General features: G+C 69.1%; 19 protein-coding genes and 1 pseudogene. 10 read left to right on the plus strand and 10 right to left on the minus strand.

What is annotated here, in order from left to right:
- Positions 1–11 precede the first annotated feature (11 nt).
- Together PSS76_RS17445 and PSS76_RS17450 are read left to right on the plus strand one after the other, a co-directional pair.
- Positions 12–355, plus strand: a pseudogene (locus tag PSS76_RS17445) (alpha/beta fold hydrolase).
- A gap of 56 nt (positions 356–411) precedes the next feature.
- Entirely contained in the window at positions 412–735 is a 324-nt protein-coding gene (locus PSS76_RS17450) for a putative quinol monooxygenase (protein WP_013415881.1), read from the plus strand.
- Between the two features lie 275 nt (positions 736–1,010).
- On the opposite strand, the gene PSS76_RS17455 is transcribed toward PSS76_RS17450, so the two are convergent.
- From PSS76_RS17455 to PSS76_RS17470, 4 genes are all read right to left on the minus strand, one after another.
- Positions 1,011–1,853 carry a F510_1955 family glycosylhydrolase gene (locus PSS76_RS17455; RefSeq protein WP_013415882.1) on the minus strand — a complete coding sequence of 281 codons (843 nt, stop codon included), beginning with the start codon at positions 1,851–1,853 and terminating at the stop codon, positions 1,011–1,013.
- Positions 1,854–1,900: 47 nt separating this feature from the next.
- Positions 1,901–3,442 carry a multicopper oxidase family protein gene (locus PSS76_RS17460; protein ID WP_081184697.1) on the minus strand — a complete coding sequence of 514 codons (1,542 nt, stop codon included), beginning with the start codon at positions 3,440–3,442 and terminating at the stop codon, positions 1,901–1,903.
- 130 nt (positions 3,443–3,572) lie between these two features.
- Positions 3,573–4,520, minus strand: a complete 948-nt coding sequence (locus PSS76_RS17465; RefSeq protein ID WP_081184699.1) for a M56 family metallopeptidase — start codon at positions 4,518–4,520, stop codon at positions 3,573–3,575.
- A complete protein-coding gene (locus PSS76_RS17470) occupies positions 4,517–4,894 on the minus strand; it encodes a BlaI/MecI/CopY family transcriptional regulator (protein WP_005513497.1) in 378 nt (125 codons plus the stop codon). The genes PSS76_RS17465 and PSS76_RS17470 overlap by 4 nt, the downstream gene beginning before the upstream one ends.
- Before the next feature lie 436 nt (positions 4,895–5,330).
- On the opposite strand from PSS76_RS17470, the gene PSS76_RS17475 reads away from it, so the two are divergent.
- Positions 5,331–5,939 carry a M23 family metallopeptidase gene (locus tag PSS76_RS17475; RefSeq protein ID WP_013415887.1) on the plus strand — a complete coding sequence of 203 codons (609 nt, stop codon included), beginning with the start codon at positions 5,331–5,333 and terminating at the stop codon, positions 5,937–5,939.
- Between the two features lie 85 nt (positions 5,940–6,024).
- On the opposite strand, the gene PSS76_RS17480 is transcribed toward PSS76_RS17475, so the two are convergent.
- Positions 6,025–6,390, minus strand: coding sequence for a RidA family protein (locus tag PSS76_RS17480; RefSeq protein WP_037085313.1), 366 nt, complete (start codon positions 6,388–6,390; stop codon positions 6,025–6,027).
- Positions 6,391–6,504: 114 nt separating this feature from the next.
- On the opposite strand from PSS76_RS17480, the gene PSS76_RS17485 reads away from it, so the two are divergent.
- Entirely contained in the window at positions 6,505–7,530 is a 1,026-nt protein-coding gene (locus PSS76_RS17485; protein WP_337456470.1) for an Rv2578c family radical SAM protein, read from the plus strand.
- A gap of 21 nt (positions 7,531–7,551) precedes the next feature.
- On the opposite strand, the gene PSS76_RS17490 is transcribed toward PSS76_RS17485, so the two are convergent.
- Positions 7,552–8,703 (minus strand): acetyl-CoA C-acetyltransferase, encoded by a 1,152-nt coding sequence (locus PSS76_RS17490; RefSeq protein WP_069854906.1) that lies wholly within the window; start codon positions 8,701–8,703, stop codon positions 7,552–7,554.
- A gap of 159 nt (positions 8,704–8,862) precedes the next feature.
- Between PSS76_RS17490 and PSS76_RS17495 the strand changes: the two genes are divergently transcribed.
- Complete coding sequence (locus tag PSS76_RS17495; RefSeq protein ID WP_069854905.1) at positions 8,863–10,026, plus strand: AI-2E family transporter; 1,164 nt, start codon at positions 8,863–8,865, stop codon at positions 10,024–10,026.
- A gap of 3 nt (positions 10,027–10,029) precedes the next feature.
- Here PSS76_RS17495 and PSS76_RS17500 read toward each other — a convergent pair whose 3' ends face one another.
- Complete coding sequence (locus PSS76_RS17500) at positions 10,030–11,544, minus strand: AMP-binding protein (protein ID WP_337456541.1); 1,515 nt, start codon at positions 11,542–11,544, stop codon at positions 10,030–10,032.
- Between the two features lie 67 nt (positions 11,545–11,611).
- Positions 11,612–12,541 (minus strand): KPN_02809 family neutral zinc metallopeptidase, encoded by a 930-nt coding sequence (gene ypfJ / locus PSS76_RS17505; protein ID WP_337456471.1) that lies wholly within the window; start codon positions 12,539–12,541, stop codon positions 11,612–11,614.
- A 167-nt stretch (positions 12,542–12,708) separates the two neighbouring features.
- Here ypfJ and aspS point away from each other — a divergent pair, with 167 nt between their 5' ends.
- The 3 genes from aspS to PSS76_RS17520 are packed head-to-tail and all read left to right on the plus strand — an operon-like array spanning position 12,709 to position 16,707.
- Positions 12,709–14,490 (plus strand): aspartate--tRNA ligase, encoded by a 1,782-nt coding sequence (aspS, locus tag PSS76_RS17510; protein WP_337456472.1) that lies wholly within the window; start codon positions 12,709–12,711, stop codon positions 14,488–14,490.
- A gap of 24 nt (positions 14,491–14,514) precedes the next feature.
- Positions 14,515–15,480, plus strand: coding sequence for a DUF389 domain-containing protein (locus tag PSS76_RS17515; RefSeq protein ID WP_022595694.1), 966 nt, complete (start codon positions 14,515–14,517; stop codon positions 15,478–15,480).
- 48 nt (positions 15,481–15,528) lie between these two features.
- A complete protein-coding gene (locus tag PSS76_RS17520; RefSeq protein WP_081121744.1) occupies positions 15,529–16,707 on the plus strand; it encodes a kinase in 1,179 nt (392 codons plus the stop codon).
- Positions 16,708–16,718: 11 nt separating this feature from the next.
- Here the strand turns inward: PSS76_RS17520 and PSS76_RS17525 are convergent, their stop codons facing one another.
- On the minus strand, positions 16,719–17,474 hold the full coding sequence (locus tag PSS76_RS17525) for a TetR/AcrR family transcriptional regulator (RefSeq protein WP_084979046.1): 756 nt from the start codon (positions 17,472–17,474) through the stop codon (positions 16,719–16,721).
- 154 nt (positions 17,475–17,628) lie between these two features.
- Here PSS76_RS17525 and PSS76_RS17530 point away from each other — a divergent pair, with 154 nt between their 5' ends.
- Both PSS76_RS17530 and PSS76_RS17535 read left to right on the plus strand, forming a co-directional pair.
- Positions 17,629–18,309, plus strand: coding sequence for a PIG-L deacetylase family protein (locus PSS76_RS17530; protein ID WP_064057871.1), 681 nt, complete (start codon positions 17,629–17,631; stop codon positions 18,307–18,309).
- Positions 18,310–18,406: 97 nt separating this feature from the next.
- Positions 18,407–18,565, plus strand: a complete 159-nt coding sequence (locus tag PSS76_RS17535; RefSeq protein WP_013415898.1) for a DUF8730 family Cys-rich protein — start codon at positions 18,407–18,409, stop codon at positions 18,563–18,565.
- A gap of 55 nt (positions 18,566–18,620) precedes the next feature.
- On the opposite strand, the gene PSS76_RS17540 is transcribed toward PSS76_RS17535, so the two are convergent.
- Complete coding sequence (locus PSS76_RS17540) at positions 18,621–20,255, minus strand: ABC transporter ATP-binding protein (RefSeq protein WP_013415899.1); 1,635 nt, start codon at positions 20,253–20,255, stop codon at positions 18,621–18,623.
- Positions 20,256–20,261 lie beyond the last annotated feature (6 nt).

Raw genomic sequence — 20,261 nt, forward strand, 5'->3', positions numbered from 1 at the left:
AGGAGCACACCATGCCGTTCGTCACCGTCGGCGCCGGAACCGAAATCTTCTACAAGGACTGGGGCTCGGGCCGGCCGGTCATGTTCCACCACGGCTGGCCGCTGAGCTCGGACGACTGGGACGCCCAGCTGCGGTTCCGACCGACTTTACCGACGACCTCCGGGTGATCGACGTGCCCACGCGCATCATGAACGGTGGCGACGACCGAATCGTCCCGATCGCCAACTCCGCCGAGACAGCGGTCACGCTGGTCAAGAACGCGCGTCTGAAGGTCTACGCGAGGCTGCCTCACGCTATGTGCACCGTGAACGCCGACACCCTCGACACCGACCTCCTCGACTTCATCGAGAGCTGACACCGGCCCGGTACCGACACACAGCCTGTCAGCACGGAACAGAAAAGGAACTACCCATGACCGCAACACCCACCGGCTACGTGACCGTCGTCTGGGACGCGAAGGCCAAGGCCGGCAAGGAGGCCGACCTCAAGGCGTTCATCACCGCCGCCGTCACCCCCTCGCGCAACGATCCGGGCAACATCGACTACGAGGCCCACGAAGTCGAGGGCAGGCCCTGCGAATTCGTCATCTACGAGCGCTGGGAGACCCGCGCCCACCTCGACGCCCACCTCGACGCGCCCCGGATGCGGGAACTCATCCCGCAGATGCTCGAACTGATCGACGGATCCATCGAGGACGGCATCCGCCTCCTGCGCCCGTTCCGTCCCGCTTACTAGCGCTGGACGCCCGCCGGCACCGACGCCGGCGGGCCGCGCCGGCGCGAACCTACCCCGCGGGTGCTCCCGGTGACCGCTTCTGCGGCAGCGCCCGCGCCGACGCCACGCATAGGAGGGACACGACGTGACCACCACGATGATCACCGACGGCAACAGGGACTCGGCCCCCCGAGATCGCGCGCGGACTTGTCCAGGAGGACAAGACGGGTTGGCTCGGAGCCCGTTGGTGAGAACGAGTCCGAACAAGCGTTCTAGTCAACTGGGCACGGGGCCGTTCAGCGCAGAGTGTGCAGTTCCTGCGCGGTCGCCGCGTACGCGGTGTCGTAGTCGAGCGCCGTGAGGGCCTCGACATCACCGACCCGGGTGAACTCCTCCCACGCGCGTCCGTCCCGGCTGCGCCATGCGTTGCCGTCGACGTCCATGCCCCACAGGGCGCCGTCGGTCCCCGCCGAGACCAGTCCGAGCCGCGGTGCGCCCGGCGTGGGGGCGAACGTGCGGGCGCCGTCGGTGCTGAGCAGCAGACCGTCCGGGGTGGCCGCCCAGATGCCGGCTTCGGTCACCGCCAACGCGGATACCCCGATCGCCGCACCGTCGGTCCACGTCGCACCGTCGTCCGCGGATACCCGGATGCCCGAGGAGGTGTCGAAGCCGGCGAGTACGTTGCCGTCACTGGCAAGGGCGTGGAAGTCGACCTCACCGACGAGGGACCGGGACTCCCACGTCACTCCGCCATCGGTGCTGCGCGCCAGGCCCAGGGGATCGGGAGCGTCGCTCGAGGGGCCCGGGTGTCCCGACGAGAACAGGGTGTCGGTGCCGGGGACTCCGCTGAGGCCCATCAGGTCGTCGTCCGATGTCCCGACCCGCGTCGTGTTCCCGGACGGTGCCAGTGCGAGCAGGCCGGAATGCGTTCCGGCGAGCACTGTTCCGTCGGCGTCGACGTGCAGGCCGTGCAGATGGTCCAGCGAGGGGCTCAGCGGCATGGTCGTCAGTCGTGGATTGGGCGCCGGCGGGGTGGTCGTCTCGGCATCGGCCGTCGTCTTCGTGTCGGTGGTGCACCCGGCCACGGCCAGGGCCGCCGCGGCGATCAGGGGCAGTGCGGCGGTGCGGAATCGCGCCATCAGTTACTTCTCCGTCCTCGGGATGGGTGTGGGGCGGGAATCGTCGATCAGTCGACGTAGGAGAGGACGGTCATCATTCCCGCCTCACCGTGATAGAGGTTGTGGCAGTGGATCATCCACTGGCCCGGGTTGGTCGCGTCGAGGTCGACCTCCACTGTCTGTCCGGGAAGCACGAGCGAGGTGTCCTTGCGTGCACCTGCCCCCGATCGGTCCACCACCTGATAGGTGTGGCCGTGCACGTGCATCGGGTGGAACATCATGGTGCCGTTGACGAAACGCAGCCGCACACGCTCACCCTCGGTGACCTCGAGCGGGGTGTGATCGCCGTAGGTCTCGCCGTTGACGGTCCACGTGTATCCCGACATCTCCATTCCGAGAATCAGGTCGTGGGTGCGGTCGGGCGCGCGGGCCGCGAGCCGGACGTCGGCGGGCGCTCGCAGCTGCGCGCCGGTCACCGGATTCGCGGTCGACTCCGTCGGCCGGGCATCGGGGCCGGGGGTTTCGCCGGCCCCGGTCCGCAGGACAGCGAGCGCATGTCCGTTCTTGCCCTCGGCGGAGGCGACGATCGGGAAGGCCCCGTCGCCGAGTGCGACCGTCACGTCGAATCGTTCGCCCATGCTGATCAGCACGGACTCCGCCTCGAGAGGTTCGACCCGGTAGCCGTCGCTGTGGGTCACCGTCATCCGGTGTCCGCCGACCGCGAACCGGAACGCTGTGTCCGCAGCCGCGTTGACGATCCGCAACCGGATGCGTTGGCCGGGACGGCCCGCGACGGTGACCGGGTCGAGCACCGTGCGGCCGTTGATCAGGTAGTACGGATAGTTGACGTCCCCCGCGTCCGTCCCCAGCGGGTTCCCCGGATCGGCGCGCATTCCCATACCGCCCATGCCCATTCCGCCCATCGCCCCGTGGTCCATGCCGCGCATCCCGGGCATGCCCTCCCGGCGCAGGGTCGCGAGCTGCTCGTCCGGGGTACCGGCGACCCCGTCGAGCCAGTCGTCGAGGACGAGGACCGTCTCGAGGTCGTAGTCCGCGCCGTCGTCGGGATCCTCGACGATCAGCGGCGCGTAGAGTCCGCGGTCCAACTGCATTCCGACGTGCGGATGGAACCAGTGGGTGCCGGCGTCGGGAACGGTGAACTCGTAGCGGAACGAGTCCCCGGGCCGGACCGCCGCCTGTGTCAGTTCGGGCACCCCGTCCATGTCGTTGCGCAGGGCGATTCCGTGCCAGTGCACCGTCGACTGGTCGGGAAGTTCGTTGGCGAAGTCGACGCTGAGGACGTCGCCCCGGCGGGCGCGGATCTCGGGGCCCGGCACGCGTCCGTCGTAAGCCCACGTGTCCACGACGACGCCGCCGAGGTCGATGCGTTCGGGGCGTGCGCGCAGCGTGACGGGGACGGTACGACCGGTACCGCTGCGTCGGGCGTTCTCGACAGCAGTCACGGCGGACGCGCCCGATCCCACTGCTGTCGTCGTCGAGGTGCCGGAGCCGCACGCGGTGGCGACCGCGGCCGCGCCGACGCCTCCGGCGAGCAGCATGAAGCGGCGCCGCGAGAGGCCGTGCTGCAGGTGGTTGTTCCGTTCGATCATCGGGGCTCCTGAACATGGCGATCGTGCGACCACCGAAAACTACTGACCTACTTAGTAGGTTAGTAGAAGGCGCAGCGAAGAGCCCCGTAGCGTGGCCCGAGTCACCCGCGGGTGTCGCCGATCGGAGGGGTCAGAGCACCGCGGTGATGCACAGCATCCGGCCGGCGAGGGCCAGCGCAGTGGCGGCGAGGGGGAGGGCCGCGAGGAGTGCGATCGCCGCTCCGAGCTGCGCACGGTTGCGGATTCGGTCGGCCCGATCCGCCGGCGAGGCGAGCCTCCCGGCTCGGTCCAGGACCGCGACGTTCCCGGCGCCCACCGCGCCGTCGGGGACGGGGCCGGCGCCCGCGAGAGCGACGAGCCCGTGCAACAGCATGCGCGGTTCGTGAGTACGCATCGCCTGATCGTCCGCGCACATCTCGAGCAGCCGGGCGACATCCGCCGCACCCGCCGTGAAGATGGAGATCCGCGGCGCGGTGTCGGCAAGGGCGCGCACGACGGCCAGGAGTTGCGGGTGCCGCCCGTCGAGGTGCGCGCGCTCGTGCGCCAGTACCGCGTCGAGTTGCGGATGATCGAGCGCGTCGAGGGCTCCTCGCGTCACGACGATGGCGTGGGGGCGCCCCGGCACGCAGTAAGCGGCCCGCTCCGGTGCATCGAGCACGACGGCGTCGACGCCGGCGATCCTGCGCCCCACCATCCGGGCGGAACGCGCGTGGTGGAAAGTGACCCGGCGACGCGCGGCGAGGTTGCGCGTCAACTGCACGCCGGCGAAGGTGAGCGTTCCGCCCGCAGCGAGCGCCACCACGGTCGTCGCGAACTGTGCGGCGGGCGCGCTGTGCACCCCGGACACTGCCTGCACGAGATGCTCGCAGGCGTCCACGATCGACCGCCCGACGACCGCCTCCGCGATGACGGCGACGACGGTCACGACCGCCGCGAGCACCGTGGTGGTGATGGCGGCCAGCCAGGCGGCCACACCGAGCCGGGGTGCGATGCCGCTGCGGGTCAAGCGCGGCAGGATGCGCGGGGCGACGACGGCGACGGTGACGGCATACGCCGCCAGGCACGCCGCCGCGCTCATCCGGCGTCTCCCCGGGAAGTGAAGCGGTCGAGCGCGATACGCAGGCTCGCCGACTGCTCCTCGGACATCTGCTCGATGAAATGAGTGAGTACCAGATCCGAGCGTCCGCCGTCGTCGAAGGCGTCACGCATCAGTCGGGCGGTGTGCTGCTCGCGGGTGAGAACCGGCCAGTAGCTGAATGCCTTGCCGACGCGTTCACGCTCGAGCCAGCCCTTACGGTGCAGATTGTCCATCGTGGACATCACCGTCGTGTACGCGATCGAACGCTCCTGCGCGAGCTCGTCGAAGACCTGTCGAACCGTGGCGGCGGCACCGCGATCCCACAATCGGTCCATCACGACGGCCTCGAGCTCGCCGAATCCGCGCACACGCACACATTCCTCCCGTTATCGTCGCCCTCAGGATACGACGCCGGGTGAGGTCCGGTCGCCGCGCTGAACGTGTGGCAAGGAATCGCCGCCCGCGATTCCGACGCTTTGCTCCGCCTGCACACGTGGGCGCGGATGGCCCGACGGCGTTGGCCGTCCTTATGTCGCGAGAGGCGGATCTCCACGTCATGCAACTCATGCAAGCGTCCCCACTGTGGGAGGGCCCGGCCGGCCTCTCGAACAGCTCTCGGAGGTCGATTCGAGGGATCGGCACCGCGATGCCCGTCGCCGTTGGAGTTGCGCCGGTGGCTCGGATGTGGGACTTCTTCGTGTCGTGGATTCGTGACGAGTTCGTATCCGCTGTGGCTCTACCGATCTGATCTAACGTTCGATGAAAGGGTGTGGGATGGCGGGTTCCAAGTGGCGCTTGGGGGTTCGGCGAATGGTGGCCGGGGTCGTGGCGGCTGCAGGCCTCACGGCCGGAGTCGCGGTGATGTCCGCCCCGGCCGCATCGGCACAACCGGCGCTACCGCCGTTGCCCAGCTCGTCCGAGATCACCGGTCTCATCGACCAGGCGACGTCGCTGGTCGGAACCGTCTCCGGTGCCATCCAGAGCATTCAGAACCTGGACTTCGGGTCCAGCTCCGGACTGCCCCTCGGCAGCCTCGGCCTCGGTGGGGTCGGGCGCCCGGCGTCGGGGCCGATCTCGCAGCGCTTCGGCGGAGGCCACATGGGCATCGACATCGCGGCGCCGATGCGTTCGCCGATCCTCGCGGCAGCCGACGGCGTCGTCATCGACTCCGGCCCCGCCTCGGGCTTCGGGCTGTGGATCCGGATCCGTCACAACGACGGCACGGTGACCACGTACGGCCACAACGACGTCAACTTCGTCAAGGTCGGACAGCGGGTGTCGGTGGGCCAGCAGATCGGTCTGGTCGGAAGCCGAGGCCAGTCGACGGGTCCGCACCTGCACTTCGAGGTGGACCTGCCGGGGTGGATCAAGATCGACCCCATCCCGTGGCTCGCCGCGCGCGGCGTCATCATGTTCTGAGTTCCTCGTCTCTCGTCGACACCCGCGGAACGACGCGGGCCGCCCGCCGAGTGGTTCTCGGCAGGCGGCCCCGGGCGGAGTGTGATCAGTCGGCGACGACGGCGTCGGCCTCGATCTCGATCAGAAGGTCGGAGTCGATGAGGGCGCTCACCTCGAGGATCGTCGTGGCGGGACGGATCTCACCGAACACCTCGCCGTGCGCCAGGGCGGCCTCCTCCCACTTGCTCATGTCACGCAGGTACATGCGGGTGCGGATGACGTCCGAGAGGGACGCACCGGCCTCGGTGAGGGACGCTGCGATGGTCGCCAGGGCGCCGCGGGTCTGCTCCTCGAGGGTGGCGCCGGGAGAGGTGGTTCCGGAGACGGCGACCTGGTTGCCGATCCGCACGGCACGCGAGTAGCCGATCTTGGGCTCCCACTCGGAACCGGACGAGATGTTCTTTCTGGTCATGGCGAGAATTGTGACAGTCGCGTGTTTCCGGCATGTTCCCCGCCCGCCGATTTCCTCGAACGTCCATTCGAAGTTGCGGTTGACAGCGATTCGCACGCGTGTTCGACTGGATGCATGAGGTGGCAGGGGCAGGCAATCGACACCGACGATGGTGCGCTCCCGGGACTCGAGCGGGCCGGGCTGGTACGCAGCGTCCAGACTCCCGAGTTCGAGGGCATCACGTTCCACGAGGTGCTGTGCAAGAGTGCGCTGAACAAGGTGCCCGAGGCGTCAGCGCTTCCGTTCCAGTTCACCGTCAACACGTTTCGCGGTTGCACGCACGCGTGCCGGTACTGCTTCGCGCGTCCCACGCACGAGTACCTGGATCTGGACGCCGGCAGCGACTTCGATTCGCAGGTCGTCGTGAAGATGAACGTCGCCGCGGTGCTGCGCAAGGAACTTGCGCGGCGATCGTGGAAGCGTGAGCACGTCGCTCTGGGTACCAACACGGATCCGTATCAGCGGGCCGAGGGGCGCTACCGGTTGATGCCCGCGATCATCGGGGCGCTCACCGAGTCGGACACGCCGTTCTCGATCCTCACCAAGGGCACGCTGCTGCGCCGGGATCTGCCGATGCTGCGGCAGGCCGCCGAGCGCGTATCGGTCGGCATCGGGGTCTCCCTCGCGATCCACGATCCCGAACTGCAGAAGGCCGTCGAACCCGGTACGCCCTCACCACGGGCGCGCCTGGATCTGATCCGGTCGGTCACCGACGCGGGCCTGCCCTGCAATGTCATGGTGGCGCCGGTCATTCCCTACCTGACCGACTCGACCGCGCACCTCGACGGGTTGCTCTGCGCGATCGCCGAGGCGGGGGCCACGGGTGTCACGATCTTTCCCATGCACCTGCGTGGCAGCACGCGCGGATGGTTCCTGAACTGGCTCGCCTCCGAGCATCCGGCGCTGGTGCGGAGGTACCGGCAGTTGTACGGCCGCGGTGCCTACGTCGCACCCGAGTACAAGACGTGGCTGCGAGCGCGCGTCGAGCCCATGGTCGAGAAGTACGGGCTGGGTGGACGATCCGAGCACCGCGACGCACCCACTCCGGAGCGGCGTGAGCTCGCCACGGCCGGCACGGGGCCCGCGCTCACCCTGTTCTGAGGGAGCGCGGGCGCAGCGGGGTCAGCCGAGGCGTTCGACGATCAGGACGTTCGCGGTTCCGCCGCCCTCGCACATCGTCTGCAAACCGAATCGTCCACCCGTGCGTTCGAGTTCGTGCAGCAGGGTGGCGAACAGCTTCGTGCCCGACGCACCCAGCGGATGTCCGAGCGCGATGCCCCCTCCGTTGACGTTGACGCGGTCCGGGTCCGCCCCGGTCTCGGCGATCCAGGCCAGCACGACGGAAGCGAACGCCTCGTTGACCTCGAACGCGTCCAAGTCGTCGATCCGCATTCCGGTCTTGCGGAGCGCATACTCCGTGGCCGGAATCGGCGCGCTGAGCATGAAGATGGGGTCCGCGCCCCGGACGCTGAGGTGGTGGATGCGTGCCCGCGGTGTCAGGTCGTGCGCCTTCACCGCGGCCTCCGAGGCGACGAGGACTGCGCTGGCTCCGTCCGAGATCTGGCTGGCCAGCGCCGCCGTCAGGGTGCCGCCGGCCCGCAGGGTGGGCAACTTCGCCATCGCCTCCAGGCTGGTGTCGCGTGGGCATTCGTCGATGGTGAAGTCGCCGACCGGAACCGTCTCGCTCGCGAATCGTCCCTCGGCGATCGCCGCGTGCGCCCGTTCGTGACTGCGCAGCGCCCAGCGCTCCATCTCCACGCGGCTGATGCCCCACTTGTCGGCGATCAGTTCGGCGCCGTGGAACTGCGAGACCTCCTGGTCGCCGTAGCGGCGCCGCCACTGCGCCGAGCCGGAGAACGGATCCTCGAAGCCGAACTCGCGACCGACGGTCATGGCCGCGGAGATCGGAATCCGGCTCATGCTCTGCACCCCGCCCGCCAGGATGAGGTCCGAGGCCCCGCTCATCACCGCCTGCGCGGCGAAGTGCAGCGCCTGCTGGCTCGACCCGCACTGCCGGTCGACCGTCGTGCCAGGCACCTCCTCGGGGAGTCCGGCGGCCAGCCAGGACGTGCGGGCGATGTTCCCGGCCTGCCCGCCGATCGCATCGACGCACCCGAAGACGACGTCGTCGACGGCTGCGGGGTCGACGGAAGTTCGGTTCATCGCGGCCCGGATGACGTCGGCACCCAGATCGATCGGGTGGACGGCCGCGAGCGCTCCGTTCCTTCTCCCGATCGGGGTGCGAACGGCATCGATGATGTACGCCTCGGTCATGGGAAGCTCCTCGCCGTTAATCAGGTAGATAATTAATCTATACAGGAGGTGGTGGGGCACGTCCAGCCTCGACTCGGCTGTCGCAACATCCCCGCCCGATCTCGCTGCGACGGGTAGGTTCCGCGATAGACCGGCAACCGAGACGGGGCGGAGGGCGCGATGGGTGGGCAGGAGCCGCGGGCCGACGCCGAGGGCCCGGCCGCGACCGGTCGCGGCAGCCGACGAGCCGACCTGCGTTCACTGCGGGTGGCGATCGTCTACATCCTGCTCGCGGTCGCCGCCTACCAGGTCTCGGGTTGGCTGTTCCACCACATCCGGGACTTCCTCGGCATGCTGTTCCTCGCGTGGCTGGCCAGCGTCACCATCGAGCCCGTCGTCGACCGGCTCGAACGCACCGGTATGCGCCGCGGACTCGGAACCGGCCTCGTGCTGTTCGGGACGATCGTGTTCGCGATCGGATTCATCGCGATCTTCGGGGCGCTCCTGGCCGAACAGCTCGCGCAGCTGCTCGGAGCCCTACCCGACGCCCTGACCCGCGTGACCGATTGGGCCAACCGCAAATTCGGCACCGACTTCGCCACCGGCAAGGACCTCATCAACATCACGCCGGAGACGGTCCGGGATCTCGCCGAGAAGTACACGCCCGGTGTGCTGGGCGTCGTCTCGACGCTCGTCGGGGTGATCTTCCAGGCCGCGACGGTGCTGCTGTTCGTCTTCTACATGTCCGCGCAGGGCCCGCAGTTGCGCCGCACCATCTCCAGTTGGTTCCCGGCCCGTCAGCAGAAGGTGATCGCTTCGGTCTGGGAGATCTCCGTCGACAAGGCCGGCGGTTACGTGGTGTCGCGCGTCATCCTCGCGGCGTTCAGTGCGGTCGCCACCGGCATCTTCTTCCTGATCATCGGTGTCCCGTACTGGCTTCCGCTGGCGATCTGGACGGGCGTCGTCTCGCAGTTCATTCCGACGCTCGGAACGTACCTGGCGATCGGGCTGCCGGCCGTCATCGCTGCCGCCGCGCAGCCCCTGGACGCGGTGTGGGTGATCCTGTTCGGCACCGCCTACCAGCAGATCGAGAACTACATCCTCCACCCCCGGATCACCTCGCGCACCGTGTCGATCCATCCCGCGGTGGCGTTCGGGTCGGTGATCGTCGGCGCCTCGCTCTTCGGCGCCATCGGTGCGCTGGTGTCGGTGCCGGTGGTCGCGGTCATCCAGGCGATCGTCGAAACCTACGGCCACCGATACGAACTCGTCCAGGAAGTCGACGGTGGGCCGGACCGGGCCGCCGGGTCCGATGACGACGACGAGAACCGGGACGGCGAGTGATCCTCAGCGCTGCGGCCAGTAGGGCGCTCGCAACACCCGCTTGGTGAGTTTGCCCATCGTCGAGCGGCCGAGGTCGTCCCGGAACTCGATACTGCGCGGAACCTTGTAGCCCGCCAGCGAGGCACGGCAGTGCTCGACGAGATCTGCGACATCCGGCGTCCGCTCGCGGGGAACGACCAACGCGTGCACCGACTCGCCCATGTCGGCGTCGGGCACCCCGATCACCGCGGCATCCGCGACACCCGGGTGAGTGACCAGCACGTTTTCGATCTCGGCGGGATAGATGTTGACTCCGCCGGAGATGATCATGTCGGTCTCGCGATCGGTGATGAACACGAAGCCCTCGTCGTCGACGTAACCGACGTCGCCCAGAGTGAACAGCCCCGGCCGGACGAGCGCGTCCGACGTCTTCTGCGCGGCGTTGAGATACGCGACGGACCGCCCGTCGCGCTCCTCGAATGCGAGCCTGCCCTCGACGCCGGCCGGGAGCTCGTTGCCGTCGGCGTCCACTGCGACGGCCCGGACGAACGGCGGGCGGACCTGCCCGACGCTGCCCGGACGTCGAAGCCAGTCGGCCGACGAGATCCCGCACAGTGGGCCGGATTCGCTACCGCCGTACGAATCGAACAGGACGGGTCCGAACCAGTCGATCATCGCCTGCTTGACATCACGAGGGCATGCGGCACCGGTGTGGGTGACGAGCTTCAGCGAGCCGACGTCGTAGCGGTCGCGGACCTCGTCGGGCAGCGACAACAGCCGGTGGAAGTGTGTCGGCACCATGAGCGACGTCGCGATGCGGTACCGGTCGACGGCCGCGAGGACCGACTCGGCGTCGAACCGTTCCAGCACGGTGACCGGCATGCCGCACGCGACGAGACGCACGCCGGCGAGCGGGCCGGTGTGGTGCAGCGGGCCCACCACGAGGTGACCCGGCCACTGGGCGAGCGGCAGGGACCGCATCGAGCGCACGTACGCGTCCACCGTCGTACCCGGGACCGGGCTGCCCGCAAGCGCGTTGACGCCCTTCGGGGTCCCGGTGGTGCCCGACGTGTAGGACAGGAAGGGCAGAGCCGGGACGTCCGACGGCGGGTCGTCGTCCGACGCCGCCGCGAGCCACCCCGTCCACGGTGTCACCGCGCCCGTGTCGCAGCGCCAGCCGACCACCAGCGGCACTCCCGCGAGGCGCGCCGCCTCGGCCCCGATCGCAGCGGTCTCTGGGCCGACGAACAGAACCGTTGCATGCGAATCCTCGAGGATGTATGCCAGTTCCGGCGCCGTCAGATGGAAACTCACAGGAACGGGGGAGCAGCCCGCATGGATGATCCCGGCGTGGGCGAGGACGGTCTCGGCCGAGTTGCGGGCGAACACCGCCACCCGTCGCTCCGGGCCCGGCCCGCTGTCGCGCAGTGCGTTCGCGATCCTGTTCACCGTGCGGTCGACGTCCCGCCAGGACAGCTCGACGCGGTCGTCACGCAGCGCCACCTCGCCGTGGGCCTCGAGTGCGCGCTCACGATGCACGATCGCCAAGGGAAGCCTCCGGGAACTGTCGTCGAATGTCGGTCCCGCACAGGCTAGGCGGCGCGGGTCAGCGCAGCGCGGGCGGACTGTCCAGGTCCCGGGCCGCGTAGGTGTCGCACGCCGCGACCTTGCCGGAGTCCAAGCCTGCGGCGAACCACTTCTGCCGCTGCTCCGACGACCCGTGCGTCCACCCTTCGGGGTTGACCCGAGCGCCGGCCGACCGCTGGATCCGGTCGTCGCCGACTGCGGAGGCGGCCGACAGCGCGTCGCGGACATCGGCGTCGGTCAACGGCTCCAGGAACGGCCGCGAGCTGTCGGGGCCGGGTTGGTTCGACGCGTAGTGCGCCCACAGTCCGGCGTAGCAGTCGGCCTGCAGTTCGGTGCGCACCGCCAGCGACGCCGCACCGCGCGGATCCTGTTGTGCCCGGCCGATGTCGCCGAGCTGGTTCTGGATGTGGTGCCCGAACTCGTGCGCAACGACGTACTCCTGCGCGAGCGGGCCGGCATTCGCGCCGTACCGGTCGACGAGCAGCTGGAAGAAGCTGGTGTCGAAGTAGGCCGTCGAATCGGCGGGGCAGTAGAACGGGCCGACGTCGCTCGTGGCGTAACCGCATCCGGTGTCGATCGCGCCGGAGAAGAGCTGAACCTTCGGCGCCTCGTATGTGACGCCGGTCTGGGTGGGCAGCTGTGCGCCCCAGACGGCGTCGAGACTCTCCGCGGTCCCGGCCACCCGGCAGCCGACGTCCCGGTTCGCGTCGACGCCGAACTCACAGTTCTCCAGACCGGAGCCGCCGACCGCGCTCGTGCCGGCGTCGTACGCCCCGTCCGTCGCGCCGAGAAGCGACCCCGGATCGCCGCCGAGGAGCAGCGCGAGGACGAGGACTATCAGGCCACCCGCGCCACCGCCGAGCACGTACTTCCCGCCGCGTCGACCGCCTCCGCCACCTCCGACGGAAACTCGGTCGGCGTTGATCGGGACGTCGTCGTTGAACGTCATCGCGTTGGCTCCCTGTCCGAATCCGTGTGTGCCGGTCGTAACAGCATTCCAGCAATCCGGGCGTGCGTTTCCGGTAACACGAGGTGCCTCCGTAGGATCGCAGCAACAGAACACCGTGCCGTACGCACGGATCGACCACTGTGCTGGATGTTTGTGAAAGGAATCCCGTGCTGCGCACCCACCTGGCAGGCTCGCTACGACCCGAGCACGCTGAGCAGACCGTCACCCTCACCGGCTGGGTGGCCCGGCGGCGCGATCACGGCGGAGTGATCTTCATCGATCTCCGTGATGCGTCGGGCGTTTCCCAGGTGGTGTTCCGTGCCGGCGACGTACTCGAGCAGGCGCATCGACTGCGCGCCGAGTACTGCGTCAGGGTCACCGGCAAGGTCGAGGTGCGTCCCGAGGGCAACCAGAACTTCGAGATCCCCACCGGTGCCATCGAGGTCAACGCGACGGAGCTCGAGGTGCTGAACGAGAGCGCCCCGCTGCCGTTCCAGCTCGACGACCAGGCGGGCGAGGAAGCCCGCCTGAAGTACCGCTACCTGGATCTGCGCCGGGAGGGCCCGGGCCGCGCGATCCGGCTGCGTTCGAAGGCCAACGCCGCTGCGCGGGCCGTACTGGCCCACCACGAGTTCGTCGAGGTCGAGACCCCGACCCTCACCCGCTCGACGCCGGAGGGTGCGCGTGACTTCCTCGTGCCCGCACGCCTGCAGCCGGGTAGCTTCTACGCGCTGCCGCAGAGCCCGCAGCTGTTCAAGCAGCTGCTGATGGTCGGTGGCATCGAGCGCTACTACCAGATCGCGCGCTGCTACCGCGACGAGGACTTCCGCGCCGACCGCCAGCCCGAGTTCACTCAGCTCGACATCGAGATGAGCTTCGTGACGCAGGAGGACGTGATCCTCCTCGCCGAGGAGATCCTGCACGCGGTGTGGAAGCTCATCGGCTACGAGATCAGCACGCCGATCGCCCGGATGACCTACGCCGAGGCGATGCGCCGGTTCGGATCCGACAAGCCGGACCTGCGGTTCGACATCGAACTCGTCGAATGCATGGACTTCTTCAAGGACACGACGTTCCGCGTCTTCCAGGCGGAGTACGTCGGCGCGGTCGTGATGCCGGGTGGCGCGAGCCAGCCCCGCAAGCAGCTCGACGCCTGGCAGGAATGGGCCAAGCAGCGCGGCGCGAAGGGTCTGGCGTACGTCCTGGTGGGTGAGGACGGCACGCTTGGCGGCCCGGTCGCCAAGAACCTCACCGATGCCGAGCGCGACGGTCTGGCCGCCCACGTCGGCGCGAAGCCGGGCGACTGCATCTTCTTCGCGGCCGGCGCAACCAAGCCGATGCGCGCGCTGCTCGGCGCGGCTCGCGGCGAGATCGCCCGTAAGCAGAACCTCATCGATCCGGACGCGTGGGCGTTCGTGTGGATCGTCGACGCACCGATGTTCGAGCCCACCGCCGACGCCACCGCGAGCGGTGACGTGGCCCTCGGGTACAGCGCGTGGACCGCGGTCCACCACGCCTTCACCTCGCCCAAGCCGGAGTCGATCGATACGTTCGACACCGACCCGGGCAAGGCCCTGGCCTACGCCTACGACATCGTCTGCAACGGCAACGAGATCGGCGGCGGTTCGATTCGTATCCACCGCAAGGACATCCAGGAACGCGTCTTCAAGGTGATGGGCATCTCCCATGAGGAGGCCGAGGAGAAGTTCGGCTTCCTGCTCGATGCCTTCGCGTTCGGCGCCCCGCCGCACGGCGGCATCGCGTTCGGTTGGGACCGCATCACCGCGCTCCTCGCGGGAGTCGATTCGATCCGCGAGGTCATCGCCTTCCCGAAGTCGGGAGGCGGCGTCGACCCGCTCACCGACGCGCCCGCACCCATTACCGAACTCCAGCGCAAGGAATCCGGCATCGACGCCAAGCCCGAACCTGCGGCAGCCGAGTCCGAGTAGGACACCGGGGCGGGGGGAACACACGTGCTGCATCTGCGCGTGATCTGTCCGGCGGACTTCACCGACGAGGTTCTCGCACTGCTCGAGGAGGAGCCCGGCGCCACCCACATCACGGTGGCGCGGGGCTCCGCAGTGGAGCCCGCCGGTGACGTGGTCCAGGCGGACATCGCGCGCGAGTCGGCCAACGAAGTGCTCGATCAACTCCACGCGCTGCGAATGGAACACATCGGCGCCATCACGTTGGTGCCGACGGAGACGGTGCTCTCGGATTCGGCGCGGGCGGCCGAACAAGCGGCTCCCGGCGACCCGGACGACACGGTCGTCTGGGAGGAACTGATCTCCCGGACCCGCGAGGAGTCGACGCTCAACGTCACGTTCCTGGCGTTCCTCACCATTGCGTGTCTGCTGGCGTCGGTGGGCATCGTGACGGACTCGCCGGTGACGATCGTGGGGGCGATGGTGGTGGGGCCGGAATTCGGACCACTCGCCGCGCTCGCGGTCGCAGTCGCCCGCAGGAAGTTCAGCCTGGCCCGCCGTTCCTTGATCGCGTTGGTGGCCGGCTTTCCGTTCGCCATCGCCGTCACGGTGGCGTGCACGCTGATAGCCAAGTTGCTGGGCTGGGTCGACCTCGCGACGATCGAGGACCTGCACCAGGTCGACTTCATCTACCGGGTCGGACTGTCGTCGTTCATCGTCGCCCTGCTCGCCGGCGCCGCGGGCATGCTGGCCCTCGTCTCCGCGAAGTCGGCGGCGCTGGTCGGCGTGTTCATCTCGGTGACGACGGTCCCCGCGGCCGGTTTCACGGCGGTTGCCGCCACCCTCGGCGAGTGGCGGGTGGCGGCGATGTCGGCGCTCCAGCTCGGCGTCAATCTGACCGGAATTGTGATCGCGGCCATCGCGGTGCTGCTTCTCCAGCAGACGCGCACGCGTCGTGACCGAGCTGCAACACACAATATTCCCAGGTCAGCGCCCTGGGCGCCGCGTTCCTGATCCCGAATGCCCGGCCTCGAACGAGTCGGCCAGGTAGGTTGGGGGGCGATGACCGCAATATTGGCGGAACCCCTCTCCGAGGTCGTTGCCGCAGCCGAGAAGTTGCTCGCCCGTCGCACGGGCGCCGCTGTCCGACTCGTCGACCCAGTCGATCTCGGGGGGAGCGGCCGCACGATCGTGCTCCGAGTCCGCGTCGCCGAGAACCCGTTCTCCCTGCCCCGGACGCTCGTTCTCAAGCAGGTACGCGAATCGTCCCGCAAGGCGGCCGACCCGCGGCGGATCGAGTTCGACGGCGTCGACGACAACTCCGTCGATGTCGCCTTCCTGCGGGAAGCGGTGTCGTACCAGTTCGCCACGGCGCTCGCTACGGAGAACCGGCCCGGCGCGGAGCTGCTCGCCTACGACTTCGAGACGCGCCTGCTCGTTCTCGGCGACCTCGGCGATTCCACGCCGTTCGCGACGCTGCTCAAGCACTCCGATCCCGACTCGGTCACGAACTCGCTGATGGCGATGGCGCAGGCCCTCGGCCGGATGCACGCGGCCACGGTGGGTCGCGAAGAGGACTTCACGGCGCTGCTGCGGCGCGCCGAGGTGGCCCACTGCGGAGATGTGGTCGCGGAACAGGCCGCAGCCTCGCTCGAGACGGTGCCGGCGCTGCTGGCCGAGCAGCTCGGGGTCGAGGTCTCGCCGGCCGTGCTCGACGTCGCGGCCCGGGCCGGGAAGCTGTTCGGCGGGGGCCGATTCCGCGCCTTCAGCCCGTCGGATCTGTGCCCGGACAACATCATCGTGAACGACGAGGGTGTCCGCTTCCTGGACTACGAATGGGGCGGCTTCCGCGACGCCACCCTCGATCTGGCTTACGCGCTCGTCTCGTTCCCCGCCTGTCTGTGCAGCATCGAGTTGTCGTACGAGCGGGCGCGGGCGATGACCGAGGCCTGGCGCGCCGAGGTCGTCGGTATGTGGCCAGCCCTCGCGGACGACGACTTCCTCACCGAGCGCGTTCTCGACGCCCAGCTCGTGTGGGTGTGGCTGAGCACCTTCCTGTTCCTGCCGGAGGATTACACGCGCATCGCGGCCGTGCGGGGCCACCAGCTCTCCGCGCCGCGAGCCGAGGCTCTGCAGGCACGGTGGGGGAGCCTGGCGACGTTCGCTGAGCAGACCGGCCACGAGGCCGTTGCGGAGCACGCCACGCAGGTCCTCGCGCGTCTGCGCGAACGCATGCGCTGACCGACAGCTCGTCAGCCGGCGTCCGCGGAGTCTTCCCGATCCGAGGCGCCGGCGACCAGCAGCTCGACGGAGCGACGCAGGTTCTCTCGTGCCGCCTGTTCCATGCTGGGCACACCACCGCCGGGCGCCGCGTGTCCGAGCCCGGTCGCAAGAGGGAATCTCTCGGCGAAGTCGGGCGCGGCCGCGGCCAGTGCCTCCAGACGGGGATTCCACGACGGTTCTCCGTCGTCCTCGCCGGCCGACCCCGCGCGCCTCGCATCGACGATCGTCCGTGCAGCAGCGGCGGGAAGCGAGTATGCCGACGAGGCGATTGCCACGACGTCCCGGCGATCGAAGCCGTAGGGCACGAGTGTGCCGAGGAGAAGCTCGAAGGCCTGCTGCTGATGGGGTCCGAGCACCGGGCGGGCGGGCGCGATGTCGAGTAGCCACGGGTGGGCGAGATAGAGCTCCAGGAGCCGCTCGGTCCATTCGATCACCGAAACCGGGGCCGCCGTCCCGAACTCTCGGTGGGCCCGGTCGTACATCAGGTCGAGCAGTTCGTCCTTCCCGTCGACGTAGGTGTAGAGCGCCATCGCGCTACATCCGAGGCGCTTGCCGATCGCGCGCAGCGGCACCGCGGTGTCACCGCGTTCGTCGGCGATCGCGGTGGCGGTGTCGATGATCGCGGCAAGCGTCAGACCCGTCTGTGAGGTGTGTTCCTCGCCCGGGGGCGTCCACAACATCGACATCGTCCGGGACACACGCGGTTGTGGGGCCGTCGTGCCCATCCATCTCCTTACACTGTAAAGACTGCAGGTAGGAATGACTTTACAACGTAAACCCCGATTGTGTGGAGGCTGGCCGAATTGTGTCCGTTCGGCGGTTCCGACTGTGGTGGGGCGCTGGGTGGACGAGACTGGAGCGACTCGGAAGGGATTCGGCATGGACACGGGTACAGCGGACGCGGTTCTGGGTGAGATCGCTGCGGGCGGTCCGTCGCTCGTGGTGGTGGCGCATCCGGACGACGAGAGTTTCGGATTGGGCGGGGTGCTGGCCGCGCTGGCGGTGCTCGGCGCCGACATTCGCGTGTTGTGCCTGACGGCCGGCGAGGCCAGCACGCTCGGCGCTGTCGCGGACCTCGCGGAGATACGACGCGACGAGCTGTCGGCCGCCGCCGCCGGCCTCGGAATCGGCGACGTCGCTCTTCTGGACTTCCCCGACGGCGGTCTGGACGGGGTGGACCCCGACGCGCTCGACGCGGTGGTGGTCGATGCGCTCGGAACGGCCGCGACGCTGGTCGTGTTCGAGTCGAGCGGCGTCACAGGTCATCCCGACCATCGTGCGGCGACCGCGTCCGCTGTCCGCGTCGCGCGTGAACGAGGTCTGCGCGTGCTCGAGTGGGGCGTGGCACCGGCCGTCGCCGACACGCTCAACCGCGAGTTCGGCGCGGCCTTCGCCGGGTTCGAGGGTGACGACGTGCTCGATGTGGCCGTCGATCGGGAGATGCAGGCTGCTGCCATCGCGTGCCACGCGAGCCAGGCCACCGACAACCCGGTCCTGCGCCGGCGTCTCGAGCTCTCGGGGCCCCTCGACCGGATTCGATCGACCACACCGCGGCGCTGACCCCGGCTCGGGGGGTGTGGGAACAAGCACATTGTCGTCGATACCCCTGGGGGTATTATTGACGGCACGATCCGCAACATCCCCGAGGAGATTCATCGTGTGTTACCCCGTCACCTGCAAGACCTGCTCCAAGACCACGTGGGGCGGCTGCGGCCAGCACGTCGACAGCGTCATGCGGACGGTCCCGGCGAGTGAGCGTTGCACGTGCGAGAAGCCGGCCAAGTCGGGCTTCTTCGCATCGCTGTTCGGCCGCTGACCGGGCGCGTTTCTGCGGTGACGTCGTGCGCCCTGCCCGGTCCGCGCGTTCGGCGTCACACCGCGGCTGGTTGACGGTCGGCGGAGCGGACGTCTCGACGCGACGGGTCGGGCAACGGCACCGCGTCGATCAGTGCCCGGGTGTAGGGGTCGTGGGGTGTCGTGAACACGGTATCCACCGGTCCCGCCTCGATCACCGACCCGGACCGCAGGACCGCGACCCGATCGGCGACCTGGTGGACCACCGCCAAGTCGTGGCTGACGAACAGGCATGCGAACCCCAGGTCCTGCTGGATCGCGGTGAACAATTCGAGCACCTCGGCCTGCACGGACACGTCGAGAGCGCTCGTCGGTTCGTCCGCGATGAGCAGCTTCGGCCGAAGCGCGAGAGCGCGGGCCAGCGCGATCCGCTGGCGCTGTCCACCCGAGAGTTGGTGCGGGAGGCGGTCGGCGAAGGCGGCGGGCAACCGGACGGCGTCGAGGAGTTCGAGCACGCGACGGCGGCGGTCGGCCGCGGAGCCGACGCCGTGCACGTCGAGCGGCTCGCGAACACTTGCGCCGATCGTCAGCCGGGGATCGAGGGAGGTCGCGGGATCCTGCTGGACGAACGCCACGTCGCGCCGCAGTTCGCGGAGATGCCGGGCGGTGATCTCGCCCAGATCGAGCCCTTCGACCAGCACCCGGCCCCCGGTGAGCGGTACGAGTCCCACCGCGGCCCGCCCGAGGGTGGTCTTGCCGGAACCTGATTCCCCCACGAGCCCGAGAACTTCGCCGCGGCGGACCGTGAGGCTCACCTGGTCGACGGCACGGAAGGCGGGACTTCCGTGCCGTGCCGGGTACGTGACCGTGGCCGCGTCGAACTCGAGCACGACATCGGCACCGGACGTCGGAGGCGGCGTTACGGCCGCCTCCTCGGGCAGTCGCGGAACCGCCGCCAGCAGGGATCGGGTGTACGGGTGTGTCGGGGCGTCGAACACCGCGTGCACACTGCCCGTTTCGACGACCCGGCCGGCGCGCATGACGACGACACGGTCGGCGTGCTGCGCCACGACACCCATGTTGTGAGTGATGAGCAGGATGCCCATGCCGGTTCGGGTGCGCAGGCGGTCGAGCACCGCCAGGATCTCGGCCTGGACCGTGACGTCGAGGGCTGTGGTGGGCTCGTCGGCGACGAGCAGATCGGGTTCGCCCGCCAGGGCGAGCGCGATCGCGACCCGTTGCTTCTGCCCCCCGGAGAGTTGGTGCGGGTAGTAGTCCACGCGTCGCTCGGGGTCGGGGATCTCCACCTGCCGGAGCAGGTCCACTGCCGCCGCTCGGGCGCCTGCCCTCGATGTCTTCCGGTGTGCGCGGATCGCCTCCCGTAGCTGCCAGCCGACGCGGCGTACGGGGTTCAGCGCGCTCTGCGGCTCCTGGAAGATCAGCGACACCGTGTTGCCCCGCACGCGGGCGAAGTCGGCGTCGGGGACACCGATCATTTCAGCGCCGTCGAGGACGATCGACCCCCGGGGAGTCGCGCCGTCGGGCAGGAGACCGAGGATCGCGCGGGCGGTCATGGACTTGCCGGAGCCGGATTCGCCGACCAGGGCCACGATCTCGCCGCGGTCGACGTCGAGGGAGGCGGAATCGACGGCGGGTCGTGCCGCCCCGAAGGCGATCGTCAGGTCGCGGATGTCGAGTAGTCGAGTGGTCACGAGAGT

Source organism: Prescottella sp. D32, assembly GCF_037287305.1.
In the GTDB taxonomy this organism is placed as follows: domain Bacteria; phylum Actinomycetota; class Actinomycetes; order Mycobacteriales; family Mycobacteriaceae; genus Prescottella; species Prescottella equi.